The sequence below is a fragment of the Edaphosphingomonas fennica genome (genome assembly GCF_003034225.1).
GTDB classification, from domain to species: domain Bacteria; phylum Pseudomonadota; class Alphaproteobacteria; order Sphingomonadales; family Sphingomonadaceae; genus Sphingomonas_E; species Sphingomonas_E fennica.
In genome coordinates, this window is record NZ_PHHF01000072.1 from 39,918 (window position 1) to 59,421 (window position 19,504).

At 68.2% G+C, this 19,504-nt stretch carries 16 protein-coding genes; 11 read left to right on the forward strand and 5 right to left on the reverse strand.

All coding sequences use genetic code 11. The features are described from left to right. The first annotated feature begins 22 nt into the window (after positions 1-22). From CV103_RS17360 to CV103_RS17375, 4 genes are all read left to right on the forward strand, one after another. Entirely contained in the window at positions 23-2,134 is a 2,112-nt protein-coding gene (locus CV103_RS17360) for a prolyl oligopeptidase family serine peptidase (protein ID WP_107395661.1), read from the forward strand. A 36-nt stretch (positions 2,135-2,170) separates the two neighbouring features. Continuing rightward, positions 2,171-4,924, forward strand: a complete 2,754-nt coding sequence (locus CV103_RS17365; protein WP_015458325.1) for a [protein-PII] uridylyltransferase — start codon at positions 2,171-2,173, stop codon at positions 4,922-4,924. 137 nt (positions 4,925-5,061) lie between these two features. Further along, positions 5,062-7,113: an elongation factor G gene (locus CV103_RS17370; RefSeq protein WP_107395669.1), complete on the forward strand. Its 2,052-nt coding sequence runs from the start codon at positions 5,062-5,064 to the stop codon at positions 7,111-7,113. A gap of 97 nt (positions 7,114-7,210) precedes the next feature. Next, on the forward strand, positions 7,211-7,627 hold the full coding sequence (locus CV103_RS17375; RefSeq protein ID WP_139181779.1) for a hypothetical protein: 417 nt from the start codon (positions 7,211-7,213) through the stop codon (positions 7,625-7,627). A 6-nt stretch (positions 7,628-7,633) separates the two neighbouring features. Here CV103_RS17375 and CV103_RS17380 read toward each other — a convergent pair whose 3' ends face one another. Continuing rightward, positions 7,634-8,410 carry a helix-turn-helix domain-containing protein gene (locus CV103_RS17380; protein WP_015458322.1) on the reverse strand — a complete coding sequence of 259 codons (777 nt, stop codon included), beginning with the start codon at positions 8,408-8,410 and terminating at the stop codon, positions 7,634-7,636. A gap of 124 nt (positions 8,411-8,534) precedes the next feature. Here CV103_RS17380 and CV103_RS17385 point away from each other — a divergent pair, with 124 nt between their 5' ends. The 5 genes from CV103_RS17385 (at position 8,535) to CV103_RS17405 (ending at position 13,516) form a co-directional block, all read left to right on the forward strand. Continuing rightward, a complete protein-coding gene (locus CV103_RS17385) occupies positions 8,535-10,277 on the forward strand; it encodes an N-acyl-D-amino-acid deacylase family protein (protein ID WP_015458321.1) in 1,743 nt (580 codons plus the stop codon). A 14-nt stretch (positions 10,278-10,291) separates the two neighbouring features. Further along, positions 10,292-11,167 (forward strand): Coq4 family protein, encoded by an 876-nt coding sequence (locus CV103_RS17390; RefSeq protein ID WP_015458320.1) that lies wholly within the window; start codon positions 10,292-10,294, stop codon positions 11,165-11,167. 70 nt (positions 11,168-11,237) lie between these two features. Then, entirely contained in the window at positions 11,238-11,498 is a 261-nt protein-coding gene (locus CV103_RS17395) for a hypothetical protein (protein ID WP_107395662.1), read from the forward strand. Between the two features lie 72 nt (positions 11,499-11,570). Beyond that, the gene (locus CV103_RS17400; protein WP_070934924.1) at positions 11,571-12,197 is read left to right on the forward strand and encodes a LysE family translocator; all 627 of its coding nucleotides are present in this window, start codon (positions 11,571-11,573) and stop codon (positions 12,195-12,197) included. A gap of 53 nt (positions 12,198-12,250) precedes the next feature. After that, the gene (locus tag CV103_RS17405) at positions 12,251-13,516 is read left to right on the forward strand and encodes an MFS transporter (protein WP_107395663.1); all 1,266 of its coding nucleotides are present in this window, start codon (positions 12,251-12,253) and stop codon (positions 13,514-13,516) included. 46 nt (positions 13,517-13,562) lie between these two features. Here CV103_RS17405 and CV103_RS17410 read toward each other — a convergent pair whose 3' ends face one another. Both CV103_RS17410 and CV103_RS17415 read right to left on the reverse strand, forming a co-directional pair. Next, the gene (locus tag CV103_RS17410) at positions 13,563-14,435 is read right to left on the reverse strand and encodes an aldose 1-epimerase family protein (RefSeq protein ID WP_107395664.1); all 873 of its coding nucleotides are present in this window, start codon (positions 14,433-14,435) and stop codon (positions 13,563-13,565) included. Next, a complete protein-coding gene (locus CV103_RS17415; RefSeq protein WP_015458315.1) occupies positions 14,432-14,887 on the reverse strand; it encodes a MarR family winged helix-turn-helix transcriptional regulator in 456 nt (151 codons plus the stop codon). Before CV103_RS17415 ends, CV103_RS17410 begins: the two co-directional genes overlap by 4 nt. 166 nt (positions 14,888-15,053) lie before the next feature. On the opposite strand from CV103_RS17415, the gene CV103_RS17420 reads away from it, so the two are divergent. Continuing rightward, positions 15,054-15,476 carry an organic hydroperoxide resistance protein gene (locus CV103_RS17420; protein WP_015458314.1) on the forward strand — a complete coding sequence of 141 codons (423 nt, stop codon included), beginning with the start codon at positions 15,054-15,056 and terminating at the stop codon, positions 15,474-15,476. Between the two features lie 19 nt (positions 15,477-15,495). Here the strand turns inward: CV103_RS17420 and CV103_RS17425 are convergent, their stop codons facing one another. After that, on the reverse strand, positions 15,496-17,817 hold the full coding sequence (locus CV103_RS17425) for a putative bifunctional diguanylate cyclase/phosphodiesterase (RefSeq protein ID WP_245896928.1): 2,322 nt from the start codon (positions 17,815-17,817) through the stop codon (positions 15,496-15,498). A 327-nt stretch (positions 17,818-18,144) separates the two neighbouring features. On the opposite strand from CV103_RS17425, the gene CV103_RS17430 reads away from it, so the two are divergent. Continuing rightward, positions 18,145-18,831, forward strand: coding sequence for a Crp/Fnr family transcriptional regulator (locus tag CV103_RS17430; protein ID WP_015458312.1), 687 nt, complete (start codon positions 18,145-18,147; stop codon positions 18,829-18,831). 413 nt (positions 18,832-19,244) lie between these two features. On the opposite strand, the gene CV103_RS17435 is transcribed toward CV103_RS17430, so the two are convergent. After that, positions 19,245-19,504: hypothetical protein (locus CV103_RS17435; RefSeq protein ID WP_211314420.1), on the reverse strand; the 260-nt coding region annotated here is incomplete at its 5' end.

Below are 19,504 nucleotides of genomic sequence, written 5' to 3' on the forward strand. Positions count from 1 at the left end.
GCCTTGAAAGTTCCCGCCGCCGATGAAAAATCTTGTCGCAGCCCTCCTGCTTGGCGCCGCCGCTCCCGTGATCGCAGCCCCCATCACCTATCCCGTCACCGAACGCGGACCCGTGGTGGAAAATCATTTCGGCCAGCCCATCGCCGATCCCTATCGCTGGCTGGAAAATGACGTGCGCACCGATCCCAAGGTGGCGGAATGGGTAGCGGCGGAAAACGGCGTCACCAACGCCTATCTTTCGACCCTGCCGGGCCGCGCCGCGATCAAGCAGCGGCTGACCGCGCTCTGGAACTATGAGCGGTTCGAGCTGCCGGAAAAGGCGGGCGCCAATTATTTCTACACCCGCAACGATGGCCTGCAGAACCAGTCCGTCCTCTACGTCCGCGCCGGGCTGGAAGGCACGCCGCGCGCGCTGATCGATCCCAATGGCTGGGCGAAGGACGGGGCCACCGCGCTCGCCGAATGGAAGCCCTCCAAGGACGGGACGAAGCTGGCCTATGCCGTGCAGGACGGCGGCACCGACTGGCGCACCGTCCGCCTGCTCGACGTCGCGACCGCGCAGCCGCTCGCCGATGAGCTCAAATGGGTGAAATTCTCGAACCTCGCCTGGGCGAAGGACGGCAGCGGCCTTTATTATTCCCGCTTCGCCGAGCCGGCGGCCGGCGCCGCCTTCCAGGCGCTCAACGAGAATCAGCAGGTCTATTTCCACCGCCTCGGCACGCCGCAGGCGCAGGACGTGCTGGTCTATGCCACGCCCGACCGGCCGAAGCTGGGCCATAGCGCGCAGGTGACGGAGGACGGCGCCTGGCTGGTCGTCACCTCGGCCGAGGGCACGGACGACCGTTACGAGATCACGCTGATCGACCTGCGCAAGCCCGGCGCCGCGCCCGTCACGCTGGTGAAGGGGCTGGAGAATAACTGGACGCTCGCCGGATCGGCGGGCGATACCTTCTATTTCGTCACCAACAAGGACGCGCCGCTCCAGCGGATCGTGGCGCTCGACGTCGCCGGCGCGGTGCGGGAGATCGTGCCGCAGGACAAGGCGACCATCGACAGCGCCGCCATCGTCGGCGGCAAGCTGGTCGTCACCTATCTGGTCGATGCCCGGACGGAGGTGCGGCTGTTCGGCCTCGACGGCCAGCCCGCCGGCAAGGTGGACCTGCCCGGCATCGGCACGGCGATCGGTTTCGAAGGCGATGCGGGCGACCCGGAAACCTTCTTCGCCTTCACCAGCTTCAACGTGCCCAAGGCGATCTACCGCTATGACGTGGCGACCGGCGCGGTCACGCCCTTCGCGGTGCCCAAGGTGGCGTTCGATCCGGCCGATTATGTGGTGGAACAGCGCTTCTACCGCTCGAAGGACGGCACCCGCGTGCCCCTGTTCGTCGTCTATCGCAAGGGCGCGAACCTCAAGGCCGGCCTGCCGACGCTGCTTTACGCTTATGGCGGGTTCAACATCGCCTCGCGGCCGTCCTTCAGCCCGGCGAACCTCGCCTGGATGGAGATGGGCGGCGTCTATGCGCTGGCCAACATCCGGGGCGGCGGCGAATATGGCAAGGCGTGGCACGATGCCGGGCGGCTGGCCAACAAGCAGAACGTGTTCGACGATTTCATCGCCGCCGGCGAATATCTGATCAACGAAGGCATCACCGGCAGGGGCCGGCTGGCGATCATGGGCCGGTCGAACGGCGGCCTGCTGATCGGCGCCGTCACCAACCAGCGGCCGGACCTGTTCGCCGCGGCGCTTCCGGCCGTGGGCGTGATGGACATGCTGCGCTTCGACCGCTTCACCGCCGGGCGCTATTGGGTGGACGATTATGGCTACCCGGATCGCCAGCCCGATTTCGATGTGCTGCGCCGTTATTCGCCCTATCACAACATCCGCGACGGCGTGCCTTATCCCGCGATCCTGGTGACGACGGCGGATACCGACGATCGCGTGGTGCCCGGCCACAGCTTCAAATATGTGGCCGCGCTGCAGGCCGCGCGGATCGGCGATCGCCCGCACCTGATCCGCATCGAAACCCGCGCCGGCCATGGATCGGGCAAGCCGACGGACAAGCTGATCGCCGAGTTCGCCGATCTCTGGGCCTTCGCCGCGCGGTGGACGGGGCTGGCGGTTCCTGGCCAGTAAGCTTGCTTACCGCCGCAACCTGATTAGGGCAGAGCCATGGCCGTCCGCCTCGAATCCCTGAGCAATCGTCGCGCGATCATCGATCGCCGCGATATCGCCGGCCGGCTCGACGAGATCGAGGGGAAGGATACGGCCGCCCTCCGCCGCGAGGCGACGGCGATCCTGAAGGCGGCGCTGGAACATGGCCGGGCCGAGATCGCCGCCCGGCTGGCGGCCGCCCCGACGCGCGGCACCGATGCGGCGACCGGCTATGCCTTCCTCACCGATCAGATCCTGCGGCTGGTGTTCGATTTCACCACCGGCCGGCTCTACCCGCTCAACAATCCCACGGCGGGCGAGCGGCTGACGCTGATGGCGGTCGGCGGCTATGGCCGGGCGGAGATGGCGCTCCATTCGGATGTGGACATCGCCTTCCTCACCCCCTGGAAGCAGACGGGCTGGGCGGAGCAGGTGATCGAATCCATGCTCTACCTGCTCTGGGATCTCGGCCTGAAGGTGGGGCATAGCAGCCGTTCGCTGGACGATATGGTCCGCATGGCGAAAAGCGATCTCACCATCCGCACCGCGATGCTGGAAGGCCGCTTCGTCTGGGGGGACGAGGCGCTTTACGACGAGGCCTCGGCCCGTTTCGACCGGGAGGTGGTGGCCGGCACCGCGCGCGCCTTCGTCGCCGAGAAGCTGGCCGAGCGCGACGAGCGCCACCGCCGCATGGGCGACAGCCGCTATGTCGTCGAACCCAATCTGAAGGAGGGGAAGGGCGGCCTGCGCGATCTCCACACTCTTTTCTGGATCGGCAAATATGTGAACCGGGTGCGGTCCGTGCCGGAACTGGTGGATACCGGCCTGCTCACGCCCGATGAGCTGCGCCAGTTCCAGAAGGCGGAGAATTTCCTGTGGGCGGTGCGCTGCCACCTCCACATCCTCACCAACCGGGCGGAGGACCGGCTGACCTTCGATGTCCAGCCCGATATCGCCCGGCGCATGCGCTATGCCGATCGTCCGGGGCGATCGGCGGTCGAACGCTTCATGCAGCATTATTTCCTCACCGCGAAGCGGGTGGGCGATCTGACCGGCGTGTTCCTGGCGCATCTGGATGAGGAGTTCGCCGCGCGCGGCCGCCGCTTCGCGCTGCCGCGCCTGCGCCGGAAGCCGCGCAAGCTGGAAGGCTTCGCCTTCGATCGCGGGCGCCTCACCACGCCGCATGACGATTTTTTCGTGCAGGACCCCGTCCGTCTGCTCCAGATGTTCGCGCTGGCGGACAAATATGAGCTGGAGATCCACCCCGTCGCCATGCGCCAGGCGGGGCGCGACGCGCGGCTGATCGACAATCGCGTCCGCCGCGATCCGCGCGCCAACGCCTATTTCCTCGATGTGCTCACCAGCCGGCGAAACCCGGAAACGGTGCTGCGCTGGATGAACGAGGCGGGCGTGTTCGGCCGCTTCGTGCCCGATTTCGGCCGCGTCGTCGCGCAGATGCAGTTCGACATGTATCACCATTTCACGGTGGACGAGCATACCATCCGTGCCATCGGCCTGCTTTCCGCGATCGAGAAGGGCGAGCTGGACGAGGATCATCCGCTGGCCAGCCTCATCATGCGCCAGCTCGTGTCGCGCCGCGCGCTCTATGTCGCGGTGCTGCTCCACGATATCGCCAAGGGCCGTGGCGGCGACCATAGCGAGCTGGGCGCGGAGGTGGCGCTCAAGCTCTGCCCCCGGCTGGGGCTGACCGCGGCGGAGACCGAGCTGGTCGCCTGGCTGGTGCGCTGGCACCTGCTGATGTCCGCCACCGCCTTCAAGCGCGACCTCGCCGATTTCAAGACGATCCTCGATTTCGTCGAGGCGGTGCAGAGCCCGGAACGCCTGCGCCTGCTGCTGGTGCTGACGGTGGTGGATATCCGCGCCGTCGGGCCGGGCGTGTGGAACAGCTGGAAGCGCCAGCTCCTCTCCGATCTCTACGAGGCGGCGGAGGAGGTGCTGCGCCTCGGCCACAAGCAGCGCGGGCGGAAGGAACGGGTGGAGGCCAAGCAGGCGGCGGTGCGCGACCGGCTCGGCTGGCCGGCCGATCGCTTCGACGCGATGGTGAAGCGCCTGCCCGAAGCCTATTGGGTGGCCGAAGGGGTCGACGTGATCGAACGCAACATGCGGCTGATCCACGATGCTGATGCCGGCGATCGCCCGCTTTCGATCGGGGCGGTGGCCGATCCCGAACGCGGCGCCACCCTCGTCACCATCTATGCCGCCGATCATCCCGGCCTCTTCTATCGCATCGCCGGTGCCATCCACCTGGCCGGCGGCAGCATCATCGATGCGCGCATCCACACCACGCGCGATGGCATGGCGGTGGACAATATCCTGGTGCAGGACCCGTTCGGCCGCCCCTTCGACGAGGAGGATCGCCTGCGCCGGCTGGAGTCGATGATCGACGACGCGCTCGCCAACCGCAGCCGCATCGCCGATCGCCTGGCCGCCAAGCCGCTGCCCCGCGCGCGGGCCGAAGCCTTCCCGATCGAACCCGTGGTGCTGATCGATAACCGCGCGTCGAACCGCTATACCGTGGTGGAAATCAACGCCCGCGATCGCCCCGCGCTGCTCAACGCGCTGGCCCACGCGCTCTTCCAGTCGAAGGTGACGATCCATTCCGCCCACATCGCCACTTATGGCGAGCGCGCGGTCGACGTGTTCTACGTGACCGACCTCACCGGCGACAAGGTGACGGGCGCCACCCGCCTCAAGGCGCTGGAACGCCGCCTGCTGGAGGCGGCGGGCGGCGAGGTTCTCGAACCCGCCTGATCCCTCCGCGCGACGGGGCGTGCGATTATCCCTTCCGGGGGGCTTGCGCTCGCCGGCTTATGGCGCGACCCTCCCTGCCGTCACGATCACGATTGCACCGCTCTGGCCGGTCACGGCGCAGCAGGAGGATGGCAGCGATGGTGGGGATCAGCAAAGGCATAAGGGCCATCGCGCTCGTCGGTCCGGCGGGCGCGGGCAAGACGAGTCTCGCGGAGGCGTTGCTCCACGCCGCCGGCGCGATCGATCGGCAGGGCTCGGTCGCCGCCGGCAGCAGCGTGGGCGATGCCAGCGCCGAGGCCCGCGCGCGCGGCGGATCGACCGAGCTCAACCTGATGCGCTTCGACTGGCAGGGCGATGGCTTCGTCCTGGTCGATGCGCCCGGCGGCGCGGGCTTTGCCGCCGATGCCGATCTGGCGGTGGCGTCCGCCGATCTCGCTCTGGTGGTGATCGATCCCGATCCGGCGCGCGCCCCGCTTGCCGAACCCACCCTGCGCCGGCTGGAGGCGATGGGCGTGCCGCATGCCCTGTTCGTCAACAAGATCGATCAGGCCCACGGCCGGATCGAGGATCTGCTGATCGCGCTGAAGCCGATGAGCGCCGCGCCCTTCGTCGCCCGCCAGATCCCGATCATGACGGGCGATGTGGTGACCGGCTTCGTCGATCTCGCGCTGGAACGCGCATATCATTACCGGCCGGGCGCCGCGTCCGAACAGGTGCCGATCGACGATGCCCTGCGCGCGCAGGAGGCGGCCGCCCGCCAGACGATGCTGGAGCAGCTTGCCGATCATGACGATGCGCTGCTCGAGCAATTGCTGTCGGACGAGGTACCCGATCTCGATCTCGTCTTCGGCGATCTCGGACGGGAAACGCGCGACGGGCTGGTCGTGCCGGTGCTGTTCGGCTCCGCCACAGACGGCCACGGCATCCGCCGCCTGCTCAAGATGCTGCGCCACGATGCGCCGGCCCCGGATCGTGCGGCCGTCCGGCTCGGCGTGGATCGCGCCGCCGCCCTCGTCCTCAAGATATCGCATGGCAGCGCGATAGGCCGGCTGGCGATCGCCCGGCTGTTCGAAGGGCCGCTGGCGGAAGGCGCCGATCTCTTCGCCGCCGATGGCCGGGCCGCGCGGGCGGGCGCGCTCTTCACCCTCCAGGGCGCGGCGACCGCTAAGGTCGGCCGGGCGGAGGCGGGCGATATCGTCGGCATCGCCAAGCTCGACATGGCGCGCGCGGGCGAGCTGATCGGCATCGGCGCGCCGCCGCCCGAATTTCTCCTGCCCGTCGATCCGCCGGTCGCCAATTGCGTGCGGGCGGTGGCGGCGGAAAACCAGAAGGACGAGGTTCGCCTGTCCACCGCGCTCAACCGGCTGGCGGAGGAGGATCCCGGGCTCCATTGGGGGCAGGATGGCGAGTCGCGCGAAACCCTGCTGCGCGGCATCAATGACGAGCATGTCGCGGTGGCGCTCGATCGGCTGAAGCGGCGCTATGGCGTCGCGGTCAGCGTCCGCCAGCCGGGCGTCGCCTATCGCGAATCGATCCGCAAGGCCTGCAGCCAGCGTGGCCGGCACAAGAAGCAGTCGGGCGGCCACGGCCAGTTCGGCGACGTGACCGTGGAAATCCGCCCGCTGGACCGCGGCGAGGGCTTCCGCTTCGAGGATCGCATCACCGGCGGCGCGGTGCCCAGGCAATGGATACCGGCGGTGGAGCAGGGCGCGCGCGATGCGGTTGCGCGCGGGCCGCTCGGCTTCCCGGTAGTGGACGTGGCGGTCACCTTGGTGGACGGCGCCTTCCACAGCGTCGACAGCTCCGAACTGGCCTTCCGCACCGCCGGCCGGCTGGCCGTGGCGGAGGCGCTGGCCGCCGCCGCGCCCTATCTGCTGGAGCCGGTGGCGCACGTCACGATCCACGCCCCCGGCAGCGCCACCTCGCGCATCGGATCGGCGGTGGCCAGCCGGCGCGGGCAGATGCTGGGCATGGCGCCGGAGGACGGCTGGTCGCGCTGGGACGCGATCGAGGTGCTGGTGCCCGAATCCGAGCTGCACGGGCTGGAGGGCGAGTTGCGGTCGCTCAGCCAGGGCATGGCGCGATATGAAGCGCATTTCGATCATCTGGCCGAGGTATCGGCCCGGCTGGCGGAAGGGATCGTCCAGCGCCGCGCCGAACCCGCGCAGCGTGGCCGCCAGCCCGCCTGACCGCGCGGCGCGCGTTCGGGCTGGCGCCGGAGGGCGGTGCGGGCTATCCCCATGTTCAGCCAGCCTTCATTTCCGGGGGCGCACCTCGGGTGGCATGATGAAATCCTGTTCCCTCCTGCTCCTCGCCGCGATGATCGCGGCCCCCGCCTGGGCGGCGGAGGAAGCCGATGGCCCGGCCGGCGGCCAGGTCATCAGCCTCACGCCTGAACAAAAGGAACAGCTTCTCGGCCGCAATACGGAAGCGGACGCCGATGCCGCGCTGCGCCGCGCCTCGGGCGGCGGCGGCAGCGAAAGCGCCGATGCGTCCCCGGCGCGGGTCTCGGGCGCGGGGGCGGGCGGCCCCCAGATCCATGGCGAGGCGGGCTTCATGATCGGCACCGGCGGCGCGCGCGGCGTGTTTGGCACGGCGGCGGTTCCGCTCGGCGAGAATGCCGGTGCGATCATCTCGTTCGAAAATACCCGCCTGCCGCGCGGGCGCGTGGTCGAACCCCAATATTGGCCCTACGCGCGGTAATGGCCTTCAATTCTTCCGCTGCCGCTGGCGGCGGTTGATCTCCACGATCTGCCGCATCGGCCGGGCGACGGCCAGCACGGCATACCATTCCCCCGGCAGCTTGGCGGTGCGGCGGTCCTCGCGCTCCAGCGCTCGCAGCTGTGCGCGCCACGTCTCGATCCATTCGCGCAGGCGGGCGACGCCGGTTGGGGAGAGCTTGATCGTCTCCGCGCCGAAGATGGTTTCCGGCCGGCTGTAATCCAGCGCGAAGAAATGCGGCTTCAGCAGCCGGTCGAAATGGCGGCGCAGCGGCTCGCGCTGCCAGATATGCGCCGGGTCCAGCCGCGCGCGCAGCCGCCCGCTCGGCAGCCGGTCGATCAGCGCCAGCCGTTCCAGCCGGTGGACATGGCGCTCCACCTCCTCGGCCGGCACGGAGAAGGACGCCACCGCCTCCGACGGCGGCCAGCCGTTCAGGATGAGGAAGAAGATGGTCGAAAGGATCGAATCCTTTCCCAGCGCCTCCTCCTGCGCCAGCGTCAGCTGTTCGGCTTCCGCGTCGCCGGGGCGGCGGCCCTCGATCAGCTCGGCCAGGCTCAGCCCCGCGATCGCCGCGATGCGCTCCAGCGTGCGCAAGGTCAGCCCGCGCCCGTGCAGCCAGCGTTTCACGGTGGCACTGCCCACGCCCAGCGTCTCGGCCAGCCGGGCCTGCGTCCAGCCCGCAGCCCTGAGCGCGCGGCGCAGCGCGGCCAGCATCGCCTCGGTCTCTTTTTCGACGGGATCGTCAGTTGATCCCGAAGGGCTCATTTCATGATCCATAGCCCCTGAATGTAGCTGCGGGGCCGGCAAGGCAAGCTTATTCTCCGCTTGGTCAGGCCGGATCACGGCCGGGGATAAGGCCGCAAAGGCACCCTCGAAAACGGAGAGAAGAATGTCGGATATCCTCATCAAGGGCGGCACCGTCGTCGATGGCACGGGCGCGCCGGCCTATCGCGCGGACGTGCGGATCAACCAGGGCACGATCACGGAGATCGGCCCCGATCTGAAGCCGGATGGCGAGCGCGTCCATTTCGCCGACGGCTGCTACGTCACCCCCGGCTTCATTGAAAGCCACACCCATTTCGACGCGACGATGTGGTGGCAGCCCGATCTCGATCCGCTGCCCGGCTATGGCGCGACCACCGTCATCCTCGGCAATTGCGGCTTCACCGCCGCCCCGCTGCACCCCGAAAAGGCGGCGCAGCTGGAGATGGTGAAGATATTCTCCTTCTTCGAGGATATTCCCGAAGGCCCCTTCCTCGAACATCTGCCGTGGGACTGGCGGAAATGGTCGGAATATAAGGCGTCGATGGTGGCGAAGGTGAAGGTGCCGGCCAATTATGCCGCCTTCGTCGGCCATATCGCCATCCGGCTCGCGGTGATGGGCCTCGATGCGTGGGAACGCGCGGCGACGGCGGAGGAGATCCGCCGCATGGCCGAGCTGCTGGATGACGCGCTGGCCGCCGGCGCGCTCGGTCTGTCGGACAATCTCCACGATCATGACGGGCAGGACCGGCCGATCCCGACGCTGGTGGCCGACGATGCCGAGTTCGAGGCGCTGTTCGACGTGCTCCAGCGCTATCCGGCCGCGACCTATCAGGTCATCATCGACACCTTCATGCGCAAGACCGGCCCGGCCTCGCTGGAACGGCTGGAACGGCTGACCAAGGGACGCGGCATCCGCATGCAGGTGGCGGGCGCGGTGCCGACGCTGGCCTTCCAGAAGGATATCCTGCCGACCTTGCAGGCCCGCGTCGCTGACATGCGCGCCAAGGGCTATGATCTGTGGCCGGGCATCGCCCATGTCTCGCCCACCAGCACGCTCAGCCTGGTCAAGTCGCTGATCTTCGCCCAGTCGAACGATTATGCCTGGCACGAGGTGGTGCTGGCCGAAACCCACGAGGAAAAGGCCCGCCTGCTCGCCGATCCCGACTGGCGTGCCCGCGCCCGCGAAAGCTGGGATACGAAGGCCTGGCCCCATTCGCCGATGAACAATCCGCAGGACCTGCACCTGATCGATTCGGAAAACGGCACCGGCCCCGTCGGCGTCACGCTGAAGGATTATGCCGACAGCCGCGGGCTGCACCGTTCGGATGCGATGGCCGAATGGATCCTCGCCAACGGCACGCGCTCCACGGTGCACATGTCGCCCTTCCCGAAGGACGAGGCGCTGACGGTCGATCTGATGATCGATCCGCGCACGGTGGGGAACATCTCGGACGCCGGCGCGCACGGGCAGATGCTGTGCGGCGGCGGCGAGAATATCCTGCTCCTCACCAAATATGTCCGCGACGAAAAGCTGATGTCGCTGGAACAGGCGGTCCACGTCATGACCGGCAAGCTCGCCAACTTCTTCGGCCTCGCCGATCGCGGCGAGATCAAGGTCGGCAAGCGCGCGGACATCGCCGTCTTCAACCTCGAGGAAATCCAGCGCCGCGAGATGGAGAAGGCGTTCGACGTGCCGGACGGCAAGGGCGGCACCACCTGGCGCTTCACCCGCAAGGCCGCGCCGATGCGGCTCACGCTGGTGAATGGCGAGCCGACCTTCGACGGCCGCAAATATACCGGGGCCACGCCGGGCACCTTCCTCGCCCCCGCCAACGATGCCCATGCCGCCGCCGTTGCGGCCGAATAAGGGAGGATCCGGCCATGTCGAACGTCAGCCAGGCGGACATTGATTATTATCACAACGGGATGCGCACCTTCACCACCGAAAGCTCGGTGCTGATCAGCTCGTCCAAATATCTCAACCATGCCGGCCTGCGCGCGCTGATCGCGCAGGAGATGCTGCGCCGGAACGGGGCGGACCTGCCCAACACCGCCTTCATCCCGCAGGTCGCCGCGATCCTGCACGAGATGGAGGACATGCCCGGCATCATCCGCCTGTTCGAGGAGGAGAAGCAGCGCCTGCCCGAATTCAAGCGCTGGCTGGATCGGCGCGTTACCTCGGACTTCAAGGCGGACGAGGTGAAGGATTATCCGCCCGGCACGCTGGGCCATGTGATCCACGATTTCCTCGCCAACAGCGGCTACGATATCGATCACTTCTTCCAGGGGATGAAGATCGACAGCGATTACACCTTCTACCTGAAGGAACGCGTCTTCACCCACGATATCGAGCATATGATAACGGGGTTCGAAACCAACTTCTGCGGGGAGGTGGCGCTGCTCGCCGCCAACGCCCGCAGCCTGTTCCGCTATTTCCGGCCGGAGCTGGCGGCCTTCATCAATCGTGTCGGCACCTATCTGAAGGCCAAGACGACGATGAAGATGGGGCTTTATTACCCGCAGGTGATCCCGGAAATGCTGGAGGCCGAGGATATCGGCGCCGCCCAGGGCAAGAACTGGAAGGTGCCGCTGATGATCGTGTGCTGGCGCGACCATCTCGACTGGAAGGTGGAGGACATACGCGAGGAATATGGCATCACCGGCGCGCCGCCCGCCGGCCATTGGGCGTGGACCACCGATGCCAGCCAGGATGCCCGTTCCGATCCGGCGCACGGCGTGGCGATGGCAGCCGAGTGATCCGGGCAAGGCGGCGGGAGGACCAGCCCGTCGCCTTGCGTTTCGCGGCGGGCTGGCGCAACGGCGGGGCATGGACCTCGATGCCCTCCTCGCCAATTATTTCGGCACGGCCGATCTCGCCTCGCTCGATGACGCGGCCTTCGCGGACGGCGTGGACCGGCTGGCGATCGCCTTCGCCACCGAGACGGAGCCCGGCCGCCGCTTCGCGCTGTGGGCGCTGCTCCATGGCATAGGCGAGGCGCCCGATCCCGCCATCGCCTTCAAGGACGATCCGCGGACCCGCGATGCCGCGATCACCTATGCCCGGCTGGCGGATCGCGCGGGGGATTGATCGCGCGCCCGGCTTGCCGGCGCGGCCTCCGCTCCTGTAAACCGCGCCGGTCTCCTCCAACGGATCGGGCCGATGTCGCTTCACACCTGGTGGCTGTTCTTCCTCGCGGTGTTCCTGCTGTGCGGCACGCCCGGCCCCAACATGCTGCATGTGATGACGCGCAGCGTGCATTTCGGCGCGCGGCGCAGCGTCGCGGCGATGGCCGGCTGCCTCGCCGCGCTGGTGCTGATCCTGCTCGCCTCCGCCACCGGGCTCAGCGCGCTGCTGATGGCCTCGCCCCGGCTGTTCGATGTGCTGCGCTATGCCGGCGTCGCCTATCTCGTCTATCTCGGCATCAGGGCGTGGCGCAGCGATGCCGCGCCGATCGACGTCGATGGCCGGGCGCTGGTTCCCTCACTCTCGCCGCCGGCCATGTTCCGGGGCGGCTTCGCGATCGGCATCAGCAACCCCAAGGCGCTGATGTTCGCGGCCGCCTTCCTGCCCCAGTTCATCGACAAGGCCCGGCCCGAAATCCCGCAGTTCGCGATCCTGGTCGCCACCTTCGCCGTGACCGAGATGTTCTGGTATGCGGTCTATGGCATCGGCGGCCAGAAGCTCGCCGGCTTCCTCACCCGCCCCGGTCTGAAGCGCGCCTTCAACCGGCTGACCGGCGGCATCTTCATCGGCTTCGGCCTCGCGCTGCTCGGCAGCCGGCCGTGACATATACCCAAGGATAATTCTCGATTGCCCTGGGCACGGCTACCTCCGGCCCCATGATCGCGAGACCCTTCGGCCGCAACTATGCCTGGGTGGTGGTGGCGGTGACGTTCCTGTCGCTGCTGGCCGCCGCGGGCCTGCGTTCCGCCCCCGGCGTGATGATGACCCCGCTGCAGGCGGCCTTCGGCTGGGATCGGGCGACGGTCTCGGCGGCGGCGGCCTTCGGCATCTTCCTGTATGGCATGGTCGGCCCGTTCGCGGCCGCGCTGATGCAGACGATCGGCATCCGCCGCACGCTGATCGGCGGCCTCGGCCTGATGGCGGTCTCGACGGGCTTGAGCCTCTTCATGACCGAGCCGTGGCATTATGTGCTGACCTGGGGGCTGCTTTCCGGCCTCGGCAGCGGCGCGGTGGCGCTGGTGCTGGGGGCCACCGTCGCGTCGCGCTGGTTCGATCGCCATCGTGGCCTCGTGATGGGCATATTCAGCGCCAGCACGGCCACCGGATCGCTGCTCTTCCTGCCGGTGCTCGCCTGGCTTTCCGAACAGGGCGGCTGGCGGCCGGTGGCGATGGCGGTGGCGATCGTCTCGGCGGCGCTGATCCCGCTGGTCGCGCTGCTGCTGCCCGAACGGCCGGCCGATGCGGGGCTGCTGCCTTATGACGCCGATGCGCCCCGCCCGCCGGAGCCGCCGGCCCATCCCAGGGAAAGCGTGGCGCTCGCCTTCCGCGTGCTGGGCAAGGCCGCGCGCACGCCGGTCTTCTGGCTGCTGTTCGGCACCTTCTTCGTCTGCGGCCTCACCACCAACGGCCTCGTCGGCACGCATCTGATCGCTTATTGCGGCGATAACGGCATGGGCGCGGTGCAGGCGGCGGGGCTGCTGGCGGTGATGGGCGTGTTCGACCTGTTCGGCACCACCGCCTCGGGCTGGCTCACCGATCGCTATGATCCGCGCAAATTGCTGTTCGTCTATTATGGGCTGCGCGGGCTTTCGCTGGTGGCGCTGCCCTTCACCGGCTTCGATATCGTCGCGCTTTCGGTCTTCGCCGTCTTCTACGGGCTGGACTGGATCGCCACCGTGCCGCCGACGGTGAAGCTCGCCGGCCAGCATTTCGGCGATCGCGATGCGCCGATCGTGTTCGGCTGGGTGGCATCCGGCCACCAGATCGGCGCGGCCGTCGCGGCGCTCGGCGCGGGCCTGCTGCGCGACATGACCGGCAGCTACGGTCCCGCCTTCATGATCGCCGGCTCGATCGGCGTGCTGGCGGCCTTCGGCGCGCTGGCCATCGCCCGCGACGTGAAGGTCCATCCGCGGCTCGCCTGAGGATGCGCCTCGCGCCGCACGCAAAACCTGCCCTTTCCGCGCCTTTTCAAACCTTGATCGTCATCGTGAAGCTGCGCTCGGCACCGGGCGCGATCTCCACCACGCCCGGCCGATCGCGGAAATCGCCCCCGAAGCCCGCCGGGTCGGCATGGCCCTGCCACGGTTCGATGCAGAGGAAGCCCGCGCCCGGCTTGCTCCACAGGCCCAGCGCCGGCATGTCGGGGAAGCCGATCTCCAGCATCCGCCCGCCCGGCACGCCATAGAGCAGCGACCGGCTGGCGAGATCGTCCAGGATCAGCGCGTCCTCCGCGAACAGGGCATCGTCCAGCGCCAGCTCGCGTCCGGCGATGGGCGTGGGGCGGGGCAGGGGATCGATCAGGCCGTCGGCATCCACGCGCCGCACCGGCGCGGGCTCCCCGGCGGCGAAGACCAGCCGGTGCGCCTTGCGCGGGCCGGCGCCCGGCAGCGGCCAGCGCAGCGCCGGATGGAAGCCGAAGCTCGCCGGCAGCGGCCTGTCGCCCATGTTCCGCGCCGTCGCCTTCATCTCCAGCGTGCCGCCGGCGATGGCGAAGGCCATGTCGAGCTGGAAGGCGAAGGGGTAGGCCGCCCGTGTCTCGGCATCGTCCGCCAGCCGGAACAAGGCCCGCGCCGCCGTCGCCTCGACCAGGTCGAAGCGCCGCCGCCGGGCGAAGCCGTGGCGGGGCAGGCGATAGGTCTCGCCGTCGATCCGATAGCTGTCGTTGCGGAGCGTGCCGACGATCGGAAACAGGATGGGGGCGCGGCCGGCCCAGAAAGCGGGGTCGCCGTCCCACAGCAGCTCCCGCCCCTCGGCGTCGGTCAGCGATTGCAGCTCGGCCCCCAGCGGGGCGATCGTCGCCGCGATCCCGTCGCCGGCGATGCGGACATCGCCTTCGCTCACGCGGCTTCCTCCTCGGCGGTATCAGCCAGCGATTCGCGCACGCCCACCAGCGCATCGCGCAGCCGGCCCAGCGCCGTCGCCTCCAGCCCGGTCGCCGCCAGCATGTCGAGCGGGATGCGCCGCGCCTTCTCGCGCAAGTTCCGGCCGCTGTCGGTGAGCGAGACGATCACCTGCCGCTCATCCTCGCGGCTGCGCGCGCGCGCGATCAGGCCCGCGCCCTCCAGCCGCTTCAGCAGCGGGGTCAGCGTGGAGGATTCCAGGCCCAGCCGCTCGCCGATCGCGCCCACCGTCAGCCCGTCATCCTGCCACAGCACCAGCAGCACCAGATATTGCGGGTAGGTGACGCCGATCGCGTCCAGCCGGGGCTTGTAGACGCGGTTCAGCGCGTGGGCGGTGGAATAGACCGCGAAGCAGAATTGCTCGTCGAGGCGGAGATGATCGGCGGCGGGCATGGCGCACTCCTTCGCGGCAAATATATATCGTGCACGATATGATCGCAAGAAAGATATTCTTGTGGCCATCCCAGCTATAAACTATCGCACGATTAGATCGTGCACGATATATATTCCTCACCAGCCCGGTGCGAAGGCCGCGCCGGCACAGCGAAAGGCAAGCCCCATGAAGACGCTCTATTCCACCGAAGCCACCGCCACCGGCGGCCGCACCGGTTCCGCTTCCACCGCCGACGGCGCGCTTTCCGTTACCCTCGTCACGCCCAGGGAGCTGGGCGGGCCGGGCGGCGCCGGCAACAATCCCGAACAGCTTTTCGCCGCCGGCTATTCCGCCTGCTTCCTGGGCGCGATCAAGTTCGTCGCCGCGCAGAAGAAGGTGAAGATCGCTGAAGACAGCAGCGTCACCGCCACCGTCGGCATCGGCCCGCGCGATGACGGCCAGGGCTTCGGCCTCGATGTCGCGCTCAAGGTCTCGCTGCCGGGCGTCGACCGCGAAACCGCGCAGGGTATCGTCGATCAGGCCCACATCGTCTGCCCCTACAGCCACGCCACGCGCAACGGGCTGGACGTGCGGATCAGCCTGATCTGATTGCCGGGGGCGGCGGGGCTTACCCTGCCGCCCGCGCGCCATATTCGAAGCGCTGGCCCACCAGCGCCAGCGTTTCCCCGAACGGCACCGGCCGGCCGAACAGATAGCCCTGGATGCGGTGGCAGCCGAGGTCGCGCATCCGCTCGAAATCGGCCACCGTCTCCACCCCCTCGGCGGTGATGGTCATGCGGAAGCTGTTGGCGAGCGTCACGATCGCGCGGATGATCGACACGGTCTCGCTGCGCCGCGCGGCATCGCGCACGAACGATCCGTCGATCTTCAGCGCGTGGAAGATCGTCTTGTTGAGATAGCCGAGCGAGGAATAGCCCGTCCCGAAATCGTCGAGCGCGATGCCCACCCCGATCGATCGCACCCGGCGCAGCACGTCCAGCGATCCGTCCGTGTCGCTCAGGAACACGCTTTCAGTCACTTCCAGCTCGAGCCGCGACGGTTGCAGCCGCGCGGCCGCCAGCGCATCGCTCACCGCGTTGGGCAGCGCCGGCAGCACCAGCTGGCGGGGGCTGACGTTCACCGCGACATGGATGTCGCCCGGCCAGGATGCGGCATGCTTGCAGGCCTGGCGCAGCGTCCATTCGCCGATATCGGCGATCAGCCCGCTTTCCTCGGCGATGGGGATGAAGATGGCCGGCGATATCAGCCCGCGTTCCGGGTGGCGCCAGCGCAGCAGCGCCTCGAACCCCACCACCGCCTGCGTCACGGCGGAAACCACCGGCTGGTAATGCACCTCGAACTCGTCGCGCTTCAGGGCCTGGCGCAGGTCATGCTCCAGCCGCACGCGGTCCTCGGCATTCTGCTGCAGGCGGGGCTCGAAATGGACGAAGGTGCCGCGTCCGCGCGATTTCGCCTCGTAGAGCGCGAGGTCCGCCTTCAGCAGCAGGTCGTCCACCTGATCGCCGTCGATCGGCGCGATCGCCGATCCGATCGACATGCCGATGCGGATCTCGGCCGAAGGCAGCATCAGCGGCTGGCTCACCGCGCGGATCAGCTTGTGGCCCAGCTCCTCCACCGCCTGCCGGCTCTGCCCGTCGGTCAGCAGCAGGGCGAATTCGTCGCCGCCCAGCCGGCCGATCCGTCCGCGCGGCCCCACCTCGGCCTGCAGCCGCTGGGCGATCGTGCGCAGCACCTCGTCGCCCAGCGAATGGCCGAAGCTGTCGTTCACCGGCTTGAACCCGTCCAGGTCGAGGAACATCAGCGCGCAGGGCACATTGCTCGCCTTGGCGCGGGCCACGCCGTCGGCGAACAGCTCATGCATGTGCTGGCGGTTGGGCAGGCCGGTCAGCATGTCCATGCGTGCCATATGGGTCAGCCGGTCCTGGCTGCGGCGGATCTCGGTGATGTCGCTGCCCACGCCGCGAAAGCCCTCGAACGCGCCGTCCGGGGCGAAGATCGGCGTGCCGGAAAGCGCCACCGATCGCGCGCCTCCGGGCGTCTCGACATCGATATGCAGGCCCGAAAAGGGCTCGCGCGCCACCAGCGCGCCGCCCAGCCGCGCGTCGCAGCCCAGCACCACCGGCAGCGACTGGCCGATAAGCTGGCCGGTCGAACGCCCCAGCATCGATGATATGCGCGGGCTCACATAGGTCAGCTGGTTGGCGGCATCGATCTGCCACAGCCAGCCCGCGCCCTGTTCCTCATATTCCTTCAGGAGCAGCCCGATCGCCTCGCGCCGGCCGCGTTCCTCGGTCGCCTGGCGCATGAACCGGGTCAGCAGCCGCTCGATCGTCAGGCAGCCGGTCAGCACCACGGCGACATAGCCGGCGATCAGCACCACCGCCACGCCGATCGCGAAGTCGCTGGCATTGTGCAGGCCCCACAGCAGGGCGGTGGCGATCACCACCACCCACACCGCCGCCGCCAGCGGCACCAGCGCCAGCAGGAAGGCGCCGGCCATCATCGTCGCCATCGCGCCGGCCAGCATCATCTGCGTCTGGGGCGGCTGATCGGCAAAGGCGAAGAAGGGCAGGGCGGACCAGAGCAGGGCGTGCATCGCCGCCTCGAACACCGTCCAGTAGGGCGATCGCAGCAGTTCGTCCGAATCATAGCCGGCCGCCCGGCGCCGGGCGCGGACGATCACGAAGTTCGCCGCCACGATCAGCGCGGCCCAGGCCGAAAGCGCTGTCACCGGCACCGATCGCATCAGGCCCCACAGCACCACCAGCGCGCAGGTGACGCTGAGCCCCGCCATCCACGGCGCGGCGCGCCACAGGGCCTCGGTGCGGGGATCGCCCGGCGGGATATCGGCGGCGATGCGGCTGCGCAGGCTCGCCTGCCCGCCGGTGCCGGACGAATCGGCCAGGTCGAGGGGGGGAACTTTCAGCAAGGCGTGGCGCATCGATCACCCGTGGGCAGCATATCGGGCGACCCTAGGGCGAACATGCTTTGCCGTTCGTTAATTCTGTTGCCGATTTTTCGTGATGCTGTGGCGGCGGATTCCTTCATCTTTCGGCGGCCGCGATCATCTTGCGGCTCGATTTCAGGGGTTTGGCTTTCCCTGTCGCGGGGATTGCCCCTATGCTGTGACGGCAATCACAGTCCCCGCCGGGCAGCGGGCGTTAAGGACGATTCGCCTCGCTCGTGTAGCGTATTCGGGCGTGGCACCCGTTTCTTACCCGCCGTCGCCCGGCCGAACAGGAAGGCCGTGCCGACGATGGATGCCCAGGAAGTGCTGGCGATGCTGCCGCCCCATTCGGTGCTGGCGGCCTGCACGCCGGCGGAACTCGCCGATCTCCTCTCCTCCTCCAGCGTCCATGCGATGAAGCCGGGCGACACCATCCTGCGGCAGGGGGACGAAGGCGATGCGGCGGTGGTGATCCTGGCCGGCATCGCCCGGGTCAGCATGATCGCCCCCAATGGGCAGGAAATCGTGCTTGATTATGCCGAACGCGGCGCCGTGCTGGGGGAAATCGCGCTGCTCGACGGCCAGCCGCGCACCGCATCGGCCACCGCGCGCTATGCCGGCCGCTATCTCCGCATCGGCCGCGCCGCCTTCGAACGGCTGATCGAAGGCCATCCCAAGGTCGCGCTCCGGATGCTGCGCGATATGGCGCGCCGCCTGCGCGATACCGATACGACGATCGAAAGCGATCGCGCCTTCGCCGCCGGCCCGCGCCTTGCCCGCTTCCTCAAGCGGCTGACGGACGGCAAGGCCGACGGCCACAAGCTGGCCGGCGACCTCAGCCAGAGCGAGCTCGGCAATTTCGTCGGCATGAGCCGGGAAAACATCAACCGCCAGCTTGCCTCCTGGGTGGAAGCCGGCGTGATCGAGCTGGCCAATGGCCGCATCCGCATCGTCGACGACGCCTATATCGCCCAGATCGCCGAGGCGGGCGACTGAGGCGGGGCCTGGTCTCGATGTGCGGGGGCGCCGGTGGAGGCGCCGTGGCCTCCAATCCGTCATGCCGAACTCGTTTCAGCATCCACCCATCGGCACAGGCGAAGCCCGATCGGGAAAACCGCCGCTGCAAACTGAAAACGGGCTCGATTCCAGGACCGATCGACATTCAGATGTAGGGCGGAGCGAAAATCGCCATTTGCAGGTCGTCAGGGCTGAATGCCGATCGGCCCTAGGTGGCTGGACAAATTCGGATCACGGCCGCTGTTGGGATTTTCGACCCAATTGCTGCCTGTCGGGATGCGCCGACATTGCGGACATTAGCCAGTTCCACTTGATTAAACGATCCAGATCTTCAGGCGCCGGTGCGATAGGAGTCGCTAGCGGCAAACCGTCTGGCGGATCGCGATCAGCGGCTACGGATTCGGTACACCGAAAATTTTCCATTCGATATCAGCCGTCATGGCCGCGAAGTCGGTCGGAGCAAACACTGCCGCGACGACACGGATCATCTTGCCTCTGCTGAGAACTACCCAAACGTAGCGATTGCCCAATTCCGTCTGATACAGTCCACGGAATCCCACGGCCTCGGGGTCGCTAGGGTCGGGACCCATAAACAGGATTCCCTTGGCGTCGGGAATGTGATTCATATGTGGACGCCCCCTTGGCAAGGGCA